The organism is Alcaligenes sp. DN25 (genome assembly GCF_023674485.1).
GTDB lineage: Bacteria > Pseudomonadota > Gammaproteobacteria > Burkholderiales > Burkholderiaceae_B > Alcaligenes > Alcaligenes phenolicus.
The window spans coordinates 2,461,664-2,476,033 of sequence record NZ_CP098408.1 but is presented as its reverse complement, the minus strand read 5'-3'; the positions used below and the strand labels follow the sequence as shown (position 1 = coordinate 2,476,033).

Annotated in this window: 14 protein-coding genes; 4 read left to right on the top strand and 10 right to left on the bottom strand. The window is 58.5% G+C overall.

Annotated features, from left to right (window positions below; translation table 11 throughout):
• Window positions 1-3: 3 nt before the first annotated feature.
• The 3 genes from NBV64_RS11585 to NBV64_RS11575 form a co-directional block, all read right to left on the bottom strand.
• Window positions 4-711, bottom strand: coding sequence for a glutathione binding-like protein (locus NBV64_RS11585; protein WP_009458889.1), 708 nt, complete (start codon window positions 709-711; stop codon window positions 4-6).
• Between the two features lie 99 nt (window positions 712-810).
• Window positions 811-1,035, bottom strand: coding sequence for a DUF3820 family protein (locus NBV64_RS11580; protein ID WP_003799391.1), 225 nt, complete (start codon window positions 1,033-1,035; stop codon window positions 811-813).
• A 6-nt stretch (window positions 1,036-1,041) separates the two neighbouring features.
• Window positions 1,042-1,704, bottom strand: a complete 663-nt coding sequence (locus NBV64_RS11575) for a dienelactone hydrolase family protein (protein ID WP_083053385.1) — start codon at window positions 1,702-1,704, stop codon at window positions 1,042-1,044.
• Window positions 1,705-1,850: 146 nt separating this feature from the next.
• Here NBV64_RS11575 and NBV64_RS11570 point away from each other — a divergent pair, with 146 nt between their 5' ends.
• Window positions 1,851-2,093: a hypothetical protein gene (locus NBV64_RS11570; RefSeq protein WP_021446488.1), complete on the top strand. Its 243-nt coding sequence runs from the start codon at window positions 1,851-1,853 to the stop codon at window positions 2,091-2,093.
• 100 nt (window positions 2,094-2,193) lie between these two features.
• On the opposite strand, the gene NBV64_RS11565 is transcribed toward NBV64_RS11570, so the two are convergent.
• The 6 genes from NBV64_RS11565 to NBV64_RS11540 all read right to left on the bottom strand — a co-directional run bounded on the left by NBV64_RS11565 (window position 2,194) and on the right by NBV64_RS11540 (window position 8,997).
• Complete coding sequence (locus NBV64_RS11565) at window positions 2,194-2,736, bottom strand: GNAT family N-acetyltransferase (protein WP_060185230.1); 543 nt, start codon at window positions 2,734-2,736, stop codon at window positions 2,194-2,196.
• Between the two features lie 325 nt (window positions 2,737-3,061).
• A complete protein-coding gene (locus NBV64_RS11560) occupies window positions 3,062-4,192 on the bottom strand; it encodes a TIGR03364 family FAD-dependent oxidoreductase (protein WP_021446490.1) in 1,131 nt (376 codons plus the stop codon).
• Window positions 4,192-5,211, bottom strand: coding sequence for a putative 2-aminoethylphosphonate ABC transporter substrate-binding protein (locus tag NBV64_RS11555; protein WP_035272329.1), 1,020 nt, complete (start codon window positions 5,209-5,211; stop codon window positions 4,192-4,194). Before NBV64_RS11555 ends, NBV64_RS11560 begins: the two co-directional genes overlap by 1 nt.
• A 37-nt stretch (window positions 5,212-5,248) precedes the next feature.
• Window positions 5,249-6,079, bottom strand: coding sequence for a phosphonoacetaldehyde hydrolase (gene phnX / locus NBV64_RS11550; RefSeq protein WP_009458900.1), 831 nt, complete (start codon window positions 6,077-6,079; stop codon window positions 5,249-5,251).
• Window positions 6,080-6,125: 46 nt separating this feature from the next.
• Window positions 6,126-7,934, bottom strand: coding sequence for a putative 2-aminoethylphosphonate ABC transporter permease subunit (locus tag NBV64_RS11545; RefSeq protein WP_021446491.1), 1,809 nt, complete (start codon window positions 7,932-7,934; stop codon window positions 6,126-6,128).
• Window positions 7,921-8,997, bottom strand: coding sequence for a putative 2-aminoethylphosphonate ABC transporter ATP-binding protein (locus tag NBV64_RS11540; RefSeq protein WP_009458905.1), 1,077 nt, complete (start codon window positions 8,995-8,997; stop codon window positions 7,921-7,923). Before NBV64_RS11540 ends, NBV64_RS11545 begins: the two co-directional genes overlap by 14 nt.
• A 140-nt stretch (window positions 8,998-9,137) precedes the next feature.
• Between NBV64_RS11540 and NBV64_RS11535 the strand changes: the two genes are divergently transcribed.
• The gene (locus NBV64_RS11535; protein ID WP_083053390.1) at window positions 9,138-10,013 is read left to right on the top strand and encodes a LysR substrate-binding domain-containing protein; all 876 of its coding nucleotides are present in this window, start codon (window positions 9,138-9,140) and stop codon (window positions 10,011-10,013) included.
• Between the two features lie 8 nt (window positions 10,014-10,021).
• Here the strand turns inward: NBV64_RS11535 and NBV64_RS11530 are convergent, their stop codons facing one another.
• The gene (locus NBV64_RS11530; protein ID WP_009458909.1) at window positions 10,022-12,055 is read right to left on the bottom strand and encodes a DUF4139 domain-containing protein; all 2,034 of its coding nucleotides are present in this window, start codon (window positions 12,053-12,055) and stop codon (window positions 10,022-10,024) included.
• 224 nt (window positions 12,056-12,279) lie between these two features.
• Between NBV64_RS11530 and NBV64_RS11525 the strand changes: the two genes are divergently transcribed.
• Window positions 12,280-12,960: a prepilin peptidase gene (locus tag NBV64_RS11525; protein WP_425541737.1), complete on the top strand. Its 681-nt coding sequence runs from the start codon at window positions 12,280-12,282 to the stop codon at window positions 12,958-12,960.
• Window positions 12,961-13,171: 211 nt separating this feature from the next.
• Window positions 13,172-14,245: an NAD(P)/FAD-dependent oxidoreductase gene (locus NBV64_RS11520; protein ID WP_250755836.1), complete on the top strand. Its 1,074-nt coding sequence runs from the start codon at window positions 13,172-13,174 to the stop codon at window positions 14,243-14,245.
• Window positions 14,246-14,370 lie beyond the last annotated feature (125 nt).

Genomic DNA, 14,370 nt, shown 5'->3' with positions numbered 1-14,370 from the left:
CCATCAATCACGGGCAGGAATGTTCAAGCCGCGTTGTACTGCCGGGCGGGCCTGAAACTGGGCCAGAACACGGGCCACATTCTTGAACTGCTCGTACTCCACAAGCTCGCCTGCGCCGTAAAAACCGATCAGGTTGGCAATCCAGGGGAACAGGGCAATATCGGCGATGGAGTAGCTGTTGCCCACCATCCAGTCCTTGCCATCCAGATGCTTGTCGATCACGCCCAGCAGGCGCTTGGATTCGTTGACATAGCGGTCGCGGGGGCGCTTGTCTTCAAAGTCCTTGCCAGCAAATTTGTGGAAGAAGCCCAGCTGACCAAACATGGGGCCTACGCCACCCATCTGGAACATCAGCCATTGCAGGGTTTCATAGCGTTGGGCCGGGTCTGCAGAGAGCAACTGGCCGGTTTTTTCTGCCAGGTAGATCAGGATGGCACCGGACTCGAACAAGGCCAGCGGTTTATTGCCGGGGCCATTGGGGTCCAGAATTGCCGGGATCTTGTTGTTGCTGCTGAGCGAAATAAATTCCGGGCTGAGCTGATCGTTGCGCTCAAAGCTGACCAGATGTGGCTCGTAAGGCAGGCCAATTTCTTCCAGCATGATGGATACCTTGACCCCATTTGGAGTGGGCAAGGAATACAGTTGCAGGCGTTCGGGGTGCTGGGCCGGCCATTTGCCGGTGATGGGGAATGCGGAGAGATCGATTGTCATGACGTCCTTCACAATGGGGTGTAGAGGAATTCTTGATAGTAGCAAGCTGTACGGTGACGTACCGTCGCAGCCCGCTCCCCAGTAAGGTATTTGTTCCTCTTAGCGGCTGCGCGGGCGCAAGGGGTCCAGCAAGGATTTCAGGCCATTGTGATCCAGCTCGTGCATCAGGGCCAGTAGCTGCCCTAGCCGCCCGGAAGGAAAGCCTTCACGGGCAAACCAGTTCAGATAATGTCCCGGCAGGTCGGCCAGCAAGCGACCTTTGTATTTGCCGTAAGGCATGGTGGTATTTAACAGGGCAAGCAGGTCGTCGCTGGATTCAAGCATGGGGGCTTAACGCAGATGGTCGGCAAAGAAAGCTAGTGTACGTTCCTGAGCCAGTTTGTAGGACGCTTCGTGAAAATCGGGGCGATGATCGCAGCCAAAACCATGCCCGGCAGGTTCGTACACGTAAATGGCCACATCCTTTTGCGCGTCTTTAATGGTCTGAATGGCGCTGGCAGGGATGGAGTGATCCTGGGCACCAAAATGCATTTGAACTGGAATCCTGGGCTGTTCCTGGGCGTTCTGGGCAATTTGCGAACCATACCAGCAACTGGCGGCTTTCAGGCCTTGCAAGCGGCAGGCGGCCAGCCAGCTCAAGGAGCCACCCCAGCAATAGCCGACAATACCAATCTTGCGCGAACCCAAGGCGTCCACGCAGGCCTGAATATCCAGCAGGGTCTTATCAAGCGCAATGCCGTTGCGCAGTGCCAGACCTGCTTGCACGTCCTCGGCGGTATAGCCCAGCTCTACATTTTTCTCTTGCCGGTCGAACAGGGCGGGAGACAGGACACGGTAGCCTTGCTCGGCAAAGCGTTCGCAGGTGTTGCGTATGTGTTGATTGACACCAAAAATTTCCTGCAACACGATCAAGCCGCGTTCGGCCTGTTCATCGCCTGCGACATAGGCTTCGAAACGGTGCTGGTCTGCGCTGGTCAAGCTAAGCGTACTCATGGCGTGTCCTTTAGCTGTAAAACAATAATTCTCTCTTATAACAGTCGCCCGTACTGGGAGGCCAGCCTCAGGACGTTTACAATCCACCCAGAACGGCGGGGGTGTCTGGCTCTCGCCCAAGCCCCTCCTACTTCAATGGAATAATGATGCGTGACGTGCTAATGGACAGTCTGTTCTGGACGATTGTGATGCCCTGGTTCTTGTTTTTAGGGCTATTTCTTGTTCCCAAGAAACCTTCCTGGTTGCGAAACTACGCCTTTCCCGGCGTGTTTGTTGCCGTAGGTTTGGGTCTGGTGGCTGGGGTGGCAGTCGGTGTGGGCATTTTCAGCATCGTGCTGGGCCTGATCGCCTTTGCCGTGTGCTACGAAAAGCCGAAAGCCAGCGCCTGAGTCAGGGGCGAACGGTTTGATGAAAAACCATCGCGGCGTGCTGCCTGCGATGGTTTTTTTTGTCGCCGGGCCGCCCCAAGGCGTAGCGTGGAGGGGGGCTTCAGCCGTCGACTGGCTCGGCAGGCGTATCCAGCGTCAGCAAGTAAAAGGCGACATCCAGCCAGCGGCCAAATTTGAACCCCACTTCCTTGAAGGTGCCCGCATGGGTGAAGCCCAGGCTTTGATGCAGATGGATACTGCCCGCATTGCTGGCATCAATACAGCCTACCAGGGTATGCACATTGGCCAGACGGGCACGCGTGATCAGCTCTTGCATCAGAATCTTGCCCAGCCCTTTGCCGCGGTGCTCCGGGTGCACATAGACACTGTGTTCCATGGTGTATTTGTAGGCGGGAAAGGCGCGGAAGGTGCCCCAACTGGCAAAGCCCATCAAGGTTCCTGCATCGTCAATGACGCCGACCACGGGAAAGCCGTTGGCGCGTTTGGTGGCAAACCAGCTCACCATGGCTTCGGGCGGGCGTGGCACATAGTCGTATAGCGCGGTGGAGTTCACGATGGCGTCGTTCAGGATCGCCAAAATAGCGGCTGCATGCTGCTCTTCATTGCAGTCTATAAAACGCAAGCCGCTTTCGCTGTCTTTCATTGATCCTTTCCTGTCAGGGGGAAGACCAGGGCTTCGTCGCCAATCGCGACGAGGTACTTGGCGGTCCGGGTGTATGGATGGCTACAGCTCAAGAGCGCTCGCTCTGGCCTATCGTGTGGCGTATTTTATTCCACTCTATTGGGTTTCTCATGGGAAATTCCCATTAAGAAAATGCCGTGATTTCCCCTGGTTTGAAGCCCTGGATTCTGGCATCCAGACCTACGCCTCAGGAAAAGAAAAACGCGCAGCCTGGGCTGCGCGTTTTTTGCACTCTTGCTGCCTAGGTCAAGGCTGATCTGCTTGCCTACGCACCCATGTCCAGCAATCAATCGTAGCGAGCGGCGATATTGCGTTCACCAATGGCCAGACCCGTGGTCATCCCCAAGCCCGTGTGCATGACCGTCACTTGCGTACTGCCATCGGCCTGCAAGACAGAAAATGGAGCCGGGCCCTTTGCACCGTATACCCCTTGCCAGCGTTGCAGCACCTGCACCGGGCAACCCAGCACGGTTTCTGCCAGAGCCAGCAAGTACTGGTCTGTTTCTTCCTGGTTGAAGGGGCTGGCTTGCTGGCCGTAGTCGTGCGAGTCACCAATAATCAGATCCCCGTCCGGGGTGGGGCTAATCAGCAAATGAATGCCTTGATCCAGCAGGACGCCATGACGTTGCTGTACTTGCTCGCGCAGTGTGTCTGCCAAAGGCAGATCGCTAAAGGCACCATAGTGCAGGCAGGACAAACCTGTCAGCAAAGGTCGGTCCAATGCCCAGCCTGCGTCCTGTGCACGCACTTTCAGCATTTGCAGACGTGTCACCGACGGTTTGACGGTATCGAGCAGTTCGCGATGCAGACTGCTGTAGTCGTGACCGGGGCACACAAAAATGCTGTTGGCGGTGAAGTTGCCCACGCTGCTGTGTACCTGCCCCTCTTGGGCATAGTGCACATGCGCTTGGGTATACACATCCACGCCCATGGCTTGCAGGCTGCTGGTAATGGCGGGCAGGGCGTCGCGCGAGTAGATCTGCAAATCATCCAGACCTTGCAGCGCGCCGTGGTGATGCCCCAGACGGCCTTCAAAGAGTGTCGCCAGTTCCTTGCCGCTGAGCATCTGGCAGGCCACGCCTTCGTCCTTGGCACGGCCTTGGGCAAAGTCTTCCAGCAGTTCCAGTTCCAGGTGATTGCGTGCCAGGACCAGCGAGCCATTGCTGCGCACATGAAAGCCCGCTTGTGCCGCCAGATCCAGCCACAGACCTCGGCTTTGGCGTGCCAGTTCCATCATGATGCCCGGCGCCTGACCGGTCACCAGTACCTGACCAAAATTACGTATGGTGGCGCCTTGGGCCTGGTGGCTGCGCTCGAGCACAGCCACGCTAAGCTTGCGGCGGGCAGCCGCCCAGGCATGTGCCATGCCCAGGATGCCGCCCCCCACCACGATGACATCGTAGTGTTGTGTGCTCATTACTTCTTGGCTTCCGATTTACCGTCGTAACGTTTGGTCCACTCTTCGATGATGCGCTCGCGGTTTTCAGCGGCCCAGACGAAGTTGTTGTCAATCAGACGCTGGTTCAGGTCTGCTGGCAGGTGCGGGTTGGCCGTGGCGATAGAAGGGATGGCCAGCACGGCAAAGTTGGTCTTGTACAAGTGGTTGGCTTCTTCGCTGGCGGAGAAGTCAGCCAGTTTCTGCGCGGCTTCCAGGTTCTTGGTGCCTTTCATGATGGCAGCGGCTTCAATTTCCCAGCCCAGGCCTTCTTTGGGGAACACCAGTTCCAGCGGAGCGCCTTCTTCTTTCAGACGAGCGCCACGGTAGTCAAAGGACACGCCAATCGTGTATTCGCCAGCGGCAGCCATATTGCAAGGCTTGGAGCCGGAGTGGGTGTAGGCACCGATGTTCTTGTGCAGACCGTCCATGAAGGTCCAGCCTTTTTCTTCACCAAACAGTTGCAGCCAGGCGCTTACGTCCAGAAAGCCGGTGCCCGAAGAAGCGGGATTTGGCATGACGATCTTGCCAGCGTACTCGGGCTTGGTCAGATCCTCCCAGGACGTGGGCATGGGCAGCTTGTTCTTTTCCAGCTCAACGGTGTTCACGCACAGGGCGGCGGCAAAACCGTCCATGCCAACCCAGCTGGGTGGGTTGTTTTGATCGCGCATTTTGGCGTCGATCTTGTCCAGACCCTGCGGGGCGTAAGGCTGCAGCATGTTCTGGCTGGCCATCAAGCCCAGCGAGGAGCCGGCCAGACCCCAGACAGCGTCAGCCTTGGGGTTGTTCTTTTCAGCCAGCAGTTTGGCGGTAATGATGCCAGTGGAGTCACGCACCCACTGGATCTTGATATCGGGGTTCTTTTTCTCGAAAGCAGCCTGGTAAGCCTTGAGCTGATCGGCTTCCAGCGCGGTGTAGACGGTCAGGGTCGTAGCGGCTTGAGCCAGGGAAGCGGCGCCCATCAAAGCGGCAGCCAAGGAGCTCAGAACAATGGTTTTCATGGAGAAGTGTCCTTGTGACAGCAAAAGGGGGGTGGGGTTAGAGAGAGTCGCCAGGGCATTCGCCCTGGGCCATCCGCTCGGTGATTTGTTCAACCACGGCAGGCAGTTGGGCAACGGTGTCGATCAGGTAATGCGGTTGGGCGTTGGCGAAGGTGGCCGCGGCGCGATCACGCAGGGTTTGGCGGCTTTCTTCGTCCAGAGCCAGAAATTCCAGTTCGGTCAGTCCGGCGGCATTGCCTGACAGCAGCAAACCTACCGTCCACATACCGGCATTGCGGCCTTCTTCAATGCCGACTGGGGTGTCGTCAATCTTCACGCAGGCACCGACATTCTTGATTTCCAGACGAATGACGTTTTCCAGGGCCATGGCAGGCCAGGGGCGTGCTTGCGGGACTTCGTCAAAGGCGACGTGGTAGTCCACCAGTACTTGTTGGCGGTGGGCGTGTTGCAGCAGGTTGTCCAGAACCAGACGCGGGTAGCCGGAGCAGGAGCCGATTTTCAGACCTTGGCGGCGTGCCCAGGACAAGGTTTCGCGGGCACCGGGAATGGCGGCGGAGAACTCGCCCACGCGTTCGTTCTGCATGGGCAGGAAGGTGTTGTAGATACGGTCTACATCGCTGTCATCGGGTTCGCGCTCATGCAGGGCCACAAACTGGGCGCGCACTTCAGGCAACTCCAGCATGGCCTTGATGTGATCCCATTTACCGATGCCCATCGCGCTGCGGGCCTGGTCCAGGTTCAAATTCAGATCAAAGCACTTGAAGGCTTCAACCAGAATCTGGGTGGGAGCAAAGGATCCAAAATCCACCAGTGTGCCGGCCCAGTCAAAAATCAGGGCTTCAAGGCGTGGAGTCTGGTGACTTGGCATATCAAGCGATGTATTCGCGCAAGTTGGGGATGACATTGCGGTCCTATCAGGTTGAGGAAAGAGAAGTAGGAGAGCGCCAGGCCTGGCTGCGGCGCAAGGAAGCGCGGCTCAGAACATGAACCAGGACGCAGACAAAGCCGGAGCTGAGCATGATGACCGTGCACATGGCGGCGGCCGGGCCGATAAAGCCGGCGTCGTCCATATTCATGACCGCTACCGAGGCCAGCACGGTTTGCGGGCTGTACAGAAACACGACGGCAGACACGGTGGTCATGGCCGAGACGAACAGGTAGCGCGCCACCGACAGCAAGGCAGGCAGGCACAGCGGCACGGTGACACCCATCAAGGTGGACAGACGCGGAGCCTTCAGGGAGGCGGCAGCGGCTTCCAGCTCGCCAGGAATGGCTTTCAGGGCCGTCACAAAGTTCAGATGGGCACTGGTGTACAGGTGAATCACCGTACATAGGACCAGCAAGCTCATGGAGCCGTACAGACCGGACAAGGGATTGTTGGGGTGGTTGAAAAAGAAGATGTAGCCCAGGCCCAGCACCAGACCGGGAATGGCCATGGGGGCCAGCGCCAGCATTTGCAGCACGCCGTACAAGCCTTTTTCGGACTGGCCACGGGCAGGCAGTTTCTCCAGCACCCAGGCGCCCAGAAAGATCAGGGCCGAACCCAGAATGGCGGTAAACAAGGCCATGGTCAGGCTGTTGCGCCAGGCCAGCCAGCCGCCACCGTCCATATTGTTGAAATCGTAGGACTTCAGGGACAGGCTCAGGTTGTAAGGCCAGAACTTGATCAGGGACGCCCAGACCGCCATGCCCACAATGCTCAGAATGGCCAGGGATACCAGTACCAGAACGAGAGTGAAGTAACGGTCGCGCTGACGGTGTGGCAGAGGCGAGTAGGCGCTGAGCGAGCCTTGAGCCTGACCGCTGGCACGAGCACGCAGATGACGGTCCAGAAAGAAGGTCAGCACAGCGGGAATCAGCAACAGCACGCCAATGGCCGCGCCTTTGGAAAACTGCAACTGACCGACCACGGCTTTATAGGCTTCCATGGCCAGCACGTTGTAGGAACCGCCCACCACTTTGGGCACACCAAAGTCGGTGACGGTCAGCGTAAAGACCAGGCATGCGGCGGAAAAAACGGCATAGCGGCTGGCGGGCAGGGTTACCGTCAGGAAGCGACGCCAGGAGTTGGCACCCATGGCGCGGGCAGCGTCATACAGACGAGCATCGGCCAGGGCCAGACCGGTACTGAGAATCATCAGGGCGTGGGGGAAGGTGTAGAAGGCTTCGCCCAGCACAATGCCCCAGAAACCATAAATCGTTTCACCGCCCAACCAGTGACGCAGCAAACCTTGATTGCCAAACAGGTAGATCAGGGACAGGCCCGGCATCAGCGATGGGGCCAGCAAGGGCAAAAGGCCCAGCGCACGAAATAGTCCGGCACCGCGTATGCAGCAGCGTTGCAGGGCAAAGGCGAACGCGTAGGCAACGGGGATCACGATCAGCAAGGTGGTCACGCCCACCAGAATGCTGCGGCCCACCATGGGCATGAAGCCCGGGGCGCTGATCACCGACCAGAACTGACCCAAACCCACCAGTTGCCCGTCGCCGTCCTGAATGGCGCGCAGCAAGATGAACAGCATGGGCAGGGCCAGGAACAGGACCAGCAGGGCAAACAGGGCAATCAATAAGGCGCGTCGTGCCGCCGAGCCTATCCAGACAGGCAAAACGGGACGGGTCAGGGGATGGTTCTTCACGCTAGTTTCAGCAACGGGCAGGCCATACAGGCTGGTGGAGCGCAGGGACGCCGCGCCAGGCTGTGGTGTGGAATCAATGGTGGGCATGCAGCGCCTCGCTGGGAAGCTGAATGCGGCAGCGACGTGCGGCCAAGGGGTCAAGCAAGCGATCCCCTTGTTCGGGGTTGACGATGGCCTGGACAGTCAGCCCGTCCATGCCTTCGGGGCGCAGAATCAGCTTGTAGTGACGGCCTAAAAACACGCCGTCCACGATGTCGGCCAAAAAGGTATTGGTCGTGGTGGCCGGGCTGTTGTTATCCAGTACCCGAATGTTTTCAGGGCGGATGAAAAGACGTCCTGCTGCAGTAGGCGCTTCCTGGCCCAAGTCCAGACGAACGCGCTCGACCAGCACCGAGCAATCGTGCAAGGGCGTAAAGGGCAGCCAGTTGGCTTCACCGATAAAGCCCGCCACAAAGGGATCAGAGGGGGCTCGGTACAAAGCCTGGGGACGATCAAATTGCACCAGTCGGCCCTTTTCCATCACGGCGATACGGTCGGCCATGACCATGGCTTCTTCCTGATCGTGCGTCACCATCAAGGTGGTGATGGACAGTTGCTTTTGCAGCGCACGCAGCTCGATACGCAGACGCTCGCGCACCTGGGCATCCAGCGCCGACATGGGTTCGTCCAGCAAGAGCAAGGAGGGTGAGGGGGCCAGTGCACGAGCTAGGGCTACACGCTGCTGCTGACCGCCCGACAGTTGTGCCGGGTACTTGTTTTCCGAACCGGACAGGCCGACCAGATCCAGCATCTCGGAGACGCGTTGACGCACTTGGGTGGCCAGGTTCTTGCGGGGCGACAGGCCGTAGGCAATATTCTGGGCTACGGTCAGGTTGGGAAACAGGGCGTAGGACTGAAACAGGATGCCGTAATCACGCTGTTGAGGGGGCAAGTGAGTAATGTCACGGCCCGCCATCACGATGATGCCTTGATCGGCTTGTTGCAGCCCGGCAATGCATCGCAGCAAAGTGGTTTTGCCACAGCCCGAGGGGCCCAGCAAACACACCAGTTCACCGGCTTGTATATCCAGGCTGACCTGGTCCAGGGCAGTAAAGGAGCCGAACTGCTTGTGCAGTCCTTGTATGGTTAAAAATGCGGGCTTGGCGCTCATCCTGGGTTCCGACTTGTCATGAATGTCATGAACGTCAGTATGGGAGTCGGATATGGCGGCACTATGACAGTACAACTAATTTCTGTAATACGAGCATCGGATAATTTGGGCTTTGATTCTTCCCCGAGGAGAGCGGCAGCATGCTGGCTCTGGAACTGAAGTCCTTTCACGCCACGGCCCATTGTGGCTCCATTACCAAGGCTGCCCAGCAATTGGGGATCAGCCAGCCCACCGTGACCTCGCATCTGCGACAGCTGGAAACCCGCTATGGCGTGGAGCTGTTCTATAGGCAAGGCAAGGGGGTGTACTTAAGCCAGCAGGGGGAACGCCTCTTGCCCCAAGTCGAGCAACTGATGCAGCAAGCTGCCCAGATCGATTTCAGTTTGCGCGATCTGCGCGATCTGAAAAGTGGCATGTTGCGAGTGGGCGCGACCGGGCCGTATTACATCATGGCTGTATTACGGAATTTCCATCAGGCTTATCCCGGCGTGAAGATGCGTTTGAGCATTGATAATTCGCAACGGGTCTTGAGTGCCTTGCATGACTATCAACTTGATGTGATCGCGTCCTCGGCGCTGGTTGATGATCCGCGTCTGGTGCGTCTGCTGCTGGCTTCTGATCCCTTGGTGGCCGTGCTGCGAGTGGATCATCCTTTGGCTAACCGGCAGCGTGTGCGTATTGTGGACCTGTGCCGCCATCCCATTCTGATGCGTGAGCCCGGGTCCATGACACGGGAGCTATGCTATCAAGTGTTCCGGCAGGCGGGGCAGGAGCCGACGCAGTTGCTGGAGATAGGGAGCCGGGAGGCGATAGGGTGGGGAGTGGTGTGCGGCATGGGGGCCAGTTTGCTGCCCTTGCGTGAAGTGCCTGCGCATCCGGACATTATCAGTGTGCCACTCAGTGATGTCTCGGCTCATTTGAGCGAGTTTGTGTATTGCTTGAAAGAACGCGCGCAGGGCCATGCCATACGCGCGTTTCTGGAGCAGGTGCAGGCCGAGCTGCCTGCACCTGCATAAGGCCAGGATCAAGCCAGTTCGGCCAGACCTTTCTCAAAAGCCTGACGGGCCTTCTGTACAGCGTCGCGCTGTTCCTTAACGGCTTTGCGCTGGCTGGCAATCTGGTCTTCCTGCTGGGCCAGTTGCTCGCTGAAACGCTGACCCAAGGTGCTTTGTGCACTGACGGCAGCCAGGTTGGCGCGGATGCGTTCCTGTTCAGCCACGGTTTCGTTCAGGGCCTCAACGGCCTGATTCTGCGCTTGCTGGGCCTGACTCAGCTGACGACGCAGCTCGATCAGCTTGTCCATCCTGGCTTGTTGCGCGCTGTCCTGGCCGTTTCCACGCCACTGCAGCAGCATGTTCTCGTCGATTTCTTCCAGGCGCAATTCCATATGGTCTTGCAGGCTCAGCTGGGCCGTGACGGTGACCGTCTTGCCCTTGGCAACTTTCACTTTCAGGCGGTGCTCCTGGGCGGTATCGCTATCATGGGCGTCGGACTTGAAGGACCAGCCATCCTGACGAGGCAACTGGATCAGCACCGTGCGATCTTCATCGGCCGGAGCCTTGATCTCGTAGCGGAAGTTCTGCAAGCGCGTCCATTCCGAACGGGCAACGCCATCAGTCACACGGGTTTTGCTCAGGCGGTATTCATCCGTTTGCTCTTCGCGGATTTGAACTTTGCTGTCTTGGGCAAAGTAGATCAAACGCTGCTCGCCAGCAGGCAGACCGGCCAGCTCTGCATCACCCACGTGACCGTCCTGTTCATTAAAGACGGTAATAATGCCGGGCGGCAGGCTATTGGCCTGTTCGTTCTTCACCCAAATGGCGGCTGTGGGATAGTCGCCAGCTTGGCCGCTGCGGTAAACCGAGAGGGACTCGGCCTGCAGCGATGTGTCGATAAAGGGCACCGAAACCGTCTGGCCGGTGGGTACGCTTAGCGTTTGTGGCAGGCTAAAGCGCACTTGAGTCTGACCTTCCTGTGCCTGGGTGCTGGCGCCAGCGCCGCCCGAAGCCCACTGTTTGGCCATGTTGCCATCGGCCGCATAGGCGGCGCTTTCCATCATGATGGGAGCGGGTGCGGCTGGAGCCATGCGAGCACGCATGGCCTCACCTGCTGCTTTGCGGGCGTGATTTGCGCTGACAGTAGCCTGGGTGTCAGCTTGTGGCGCGATGGAGCTGCCTACCGCCACCGGCAGTTCAGGGCGCTCGTTCCAGTAACGCTCCAGCAGACGCTGGCGCAGCATCACAGGCGAGCCCGAGCTTAGCGTGACCTTCACATCTTTCCAGTCCTCACCGCTGGTGTTCTCAAAAATGGCCCAGGCCTGCAGGCGGGCTTTGCCGTCCTGCATCATCAGGCGATAGGAGCTTTTCCATACCGGTGCAGGAATCAGGTAGGACAGGCGGGCTGTCTTGGCGTCGGTCTTGTTCAAGACCAGTTGAATATCACGCGACTGCTGATTGCTTTGACCGGCCAGCACTTCGGTGGCCTGCTGCAATTGCTGTTGCAAGGTCTTGTCCAGTACTTCCAGGCTGGTGTCCGGGCCCAATTCCAGGGTCTGGATCTGGCCCTGTTCTGTCAGCACGCTCAAAATGGCCTGGGCGGGATGTTCCTTGGTGGCCGCAGTAGCTTGCACCCCCAGGACGGCACCCCGTACCAGGCGGCCTTGCGAGCTGGCGCTGACTTGCTGGCCGCGCAGCGCTTGTGCCAGGGTGGCGGGCGAGCGCAGGTCTTTGGCCGAGAAGGGCAGGCTGTCAAAGCTTTCTTTCAGTGGGGCCAGACCCGACAAGGTCAGGGAGTCGATGCGGTTCTTGCCATCGACGGCCATCAGGGTTTTCAGAATGTCATCGACCTGGGTCAGGGGCACACGCAACTGAGCGGTACCGGTGTCAGAGACGGGGATTTGTCGCTCGATCTCGGCCATACCGGCACTGGATAAGGTAATGGACTCGATCTGCTGGGCCCAGGCGGTGCTGGCTGCCGAGCCCATCCAGACCAGGAGCAAGGCGCCGGTCAAAAAGCGCAGGCGAGGCGTACGCGCAGCGTGGGGCACAAAGTGGTTCATAGCGCTTCCTTATTCATCCGTAAGCGAAACAAAGGGTTGAAGCGCATTATGCCTAGCCTTGTGGGGCTCTGTCTGTCATTCGGGTAACAAAAAAATGCCACCGTCCGGCTTTCTCTACCTGGAGCAAAAAATACTTACGTCATCAAAAGCGCGCAAGGCTCTGCTAGGATTTGGGCAGCGTAGCTTGTGCCAGCGCGCGTTTATCAATCTGGTGAAGGATCAATATGATGTGGACGTCGTGGGGCAATGCCTGGGCGGGGATGGGAGTTGCTCTGATCTTGGCGGTCTGTTTTTTCTGGCCAGCCCGACACCTGTCCTGGAGCCTGCCTGTAGAGCTGGAGCCTGAGTTGGACGGGCGTTCGCCGCGTGCTCATCGTCAATGGGGATGGGTATGCCAGGGTCTGGCCCTGGTCCTGATGTTGTGGGCCGGTTGGCGCTGGCAGTTGACGCCTGCAGCAGTGGCGGCCTGTGTGTTTATCGCCGGTACTGCTCTCTTGGCCTGGATTGACGCGGAAACCGGCTATCTACCTGATCGTCTCACCTTGCCCTTGCTGTGGCTGGGCTTGCTGGTCAATCTGGATCACACCTTTAGCAGCTTGCCCTTGGCGGTGATTGGCGCGGCATTGGGCTACAGCGTGTTGTGGCTGTTAAACCATGTGTTCTTGTTGCTGACCGGGCGTGCAGGCATGGGCTATGGCGACTTCAAATTACTGGCCGCGTTGGGAGCGTGGCTGGGAGCCACCGCCTTGCCGGGAATTCTTCTGGCGGCATCCGTATTGGGCTTGCTGGCGGCTCTGGTCTTGCGCCTTGGTGGGCGTTTGCAAGCCGGGCAGGCCATTCATTTTGGTCCGTATCTGGTCCTGGGAGGCTGGGTCATGCTGTTTTCCCTGCCGCGCATTTTGTAAAACATGATTCGTTTTTTTCACAATTAAACAGGCTGTGCAGGCCTTGTCCGCGCTACCACAGCAAAAGTTTGGACCTGTATGGGAGTCGTGGTAAAACGTCCGGGGCCAGTCGGGCTGGCGGGAGTTCCGCCCGAGCTGTATGTGGAAGTACAACGCGGTTCCATGGACATTGTCCCGCTGACAAAGCAGACGGGAACCTGAGGATGAAGGCATGATTATTGTTGTTGGCGCCGGTGTGGCGGGCTTAGCGGCGGCGCGTCGCCTGAGTATGCAAGGTCAGGAAGTAACGCTGGTGGCTCCTCAGGAGCCCCAGCCCTCGTTTGGTGAGACCTTGTCCGAACGCGGGGCCGTGGTCTTGACCAGCCTGGGCTGGGCAGGCTGTCTGGATGAGACGGTAGCCTTGCGTTCACAAGGGCGTTTTTCGGTATGGGCTAGCGCAGGACTGCGCACCGTGCAGGATGAAGACGGGCAGGGCTACCTGCTGGACAAGGCCCGTCTGGAGCAGGCGTTGTTTGAGCGCGTGCAAAAAGAAGCGAAGGTCAGTATTCGCCAGACACGAGTTCTGGGCCTGGAGCACCAGCCTGAAGGTGTGGTTGCCAGGCTGGCAGACGGTACCAGCCTGGAAGCTGCTGCCTTGATCGACTGTACTGGTCGTGCAGCCTTGTCCGCCGGAGCGGCCGCCCAGCGTCATCGTCTGGATAGACTGGTCGCTGCCTGGCACGTCTTTGACCTGCCTGAAGGGGCAGAACCCTTGGCTGCTTCCCTGGTAGAAGCCGTCGAGTTGGGGTGGTGGTACTTGTCCCCCATGCCGGGTCATCGCCTGATGGTGGCCTTGTTTTCGGACTCGGATCTTTTGCCCGATGGTTTGAGTCGAGATGGTTCGGTCTGGGCCGGTTTGCTGGGCTGTGCCGATGCGGCACGAGTGCGTATGGAAAGCCTGGGCTTGGATAGTCAGATGGCTGCTCACACTCCTAAAGTCAGCGCTGCCGCTAGCTGCACCGTGTCTTACTTCGTGGAAGGCCGCATCTTGCGTGCCGGTGATGCAGGCGCGGCCATGGACCCCCTGGCCGCCAATGGCCTGGCAACGGCCTTGTGGAGCGGATCACAATCGGCACAGGCTGCTGTAGCTCTGACAAAATGCAATCCCGAGCCGGCGCGTGCTTACGAAAAGGACTATTTGTTAGGTTTGGTGCGCCACCTGAATTCGCAGCATGCTTTGTATGGCATGGAGCAACGCTACGCGGCGCAGCCTTTCTGGCAGCGTCGTCATCGCGCCTTGGAGTGATGGTAAAGAGGGCGGGACAACGAAATAGCTTGCTGTAAGACCGCCAGAATCAAAAAAGCCGAGACAGTGCTCATGCTGTTTCGGCTTTTTTTATGGCTGATTGTTCTTCGGTAAGTCAGGGAGGT

What these genes read in the sequence shown, in the direction of transcription:
- NBV64_RS11585 (WP_009458889.1), bottom strand. Translation starts at nt 711, where the DNA reads ATGACAATCGATCTCTCCGCATTCCCCATCACCGGCAAATGGCCGGCC.
- NBV64_RS11580 (WP_003799391.1), bottom strand. Translation starts at nt 1,035, where the DNA reads ATGCTTGAATCCAGCGACGACCTGCTTGCCCTGTTAAATACCACCATG.
- NBV64_RS11575 (WP_083053385.1), bottom strand. Translation starts at nt 1,704, where the DNA reads ATGAGTACGCTTAGCTTGACCAGCGCAGACCAGCACCGTTTCGAAGCC.
- NBV64_RS11570 (WP_021446488.1), top strand. Translation starts at nt 1,851, where the DNA reads ATGCGTGACGTGCTAATGGACAGTCTGTTCTGGACGATTGTGATGCCC.
- NBV64_RS11565 (WP_060185230.1), bottom strand. Translation starts at nt 2,736, where the DNA reads ATGAAAGACAGCGAAAGCGGCTTGCGTTTTATAGACTGCAATGAAGAG.
- NBV64_RS11560 (WP_021446490.1), bottom strand. Translation starts at nt 4,192, where the DNA reads ATGAGCACACAACACTACGATGTCATCGTGGTGGGGGGCGGCATCCTG.
- NBV64_RS11555 (WP_035272329.1), bottom strand. Translation starts at nt 5,211, where the DNA reads ATGAAAACCATTGTTCTGAGCTCCTTGGCTGCCGCTTTGATGGGCGCC.
- phnX (WP_009458900.1), bottom strand. Translation starts at nt 6,079, where the DNA reads ATGCCAAGTCACCAGACTCCACGCCTTGAAGCCCTGATTTTTGACTGG.
- NBV64_RS11545 (WP_021446491.1), bottom strand. Translation starts at nt 7,934, where the DNA reads ATGCCCACCATTGATTCCACACCACAGCCTGGCGCGGCGTCCCTGCGC.
- NBV64_RS11540 (WP_009458905.1), bottom strand. Translation starts at nt 8,997, where the DNA reads ATGAGCGCCAAGCCCGCATTTTTAACCATACAAGGACTGCACAAGCAG.
- NBV64_RS11535 (WP_083053390.1), top strand. Translation starts at nt 9,138, where the DNA reads ATGCTGGCTCTGGAACTGAAGTCCTTTCACGCCACGGCCCATTGTGGC.
- NBV64_RS11530 (WP_009458909.1), bottom strand. Translation starts at nt 12,055, where the DNA reads ATGAACCACTTTGTGCCCCACGCTGCGCGTACGCCTCGCCTGCGCTTT.
- NBV64_RS11525 (WP_425541737.1), top strand. Translation starts at nt 12,280, where the DNA reads ATGATGTGGACGTCGTGGGGCAATGCCTGGGCGGGGATGGGAGTTGCT.
- NBV64_RS11520 (WP_250755836.1), top strand. Translation starts at nt 13,172, where the DNA reads ATGATTATTGTTGTTGGCGCCGGTGTGGCGGGCTTAGCGGCGGCGCGT.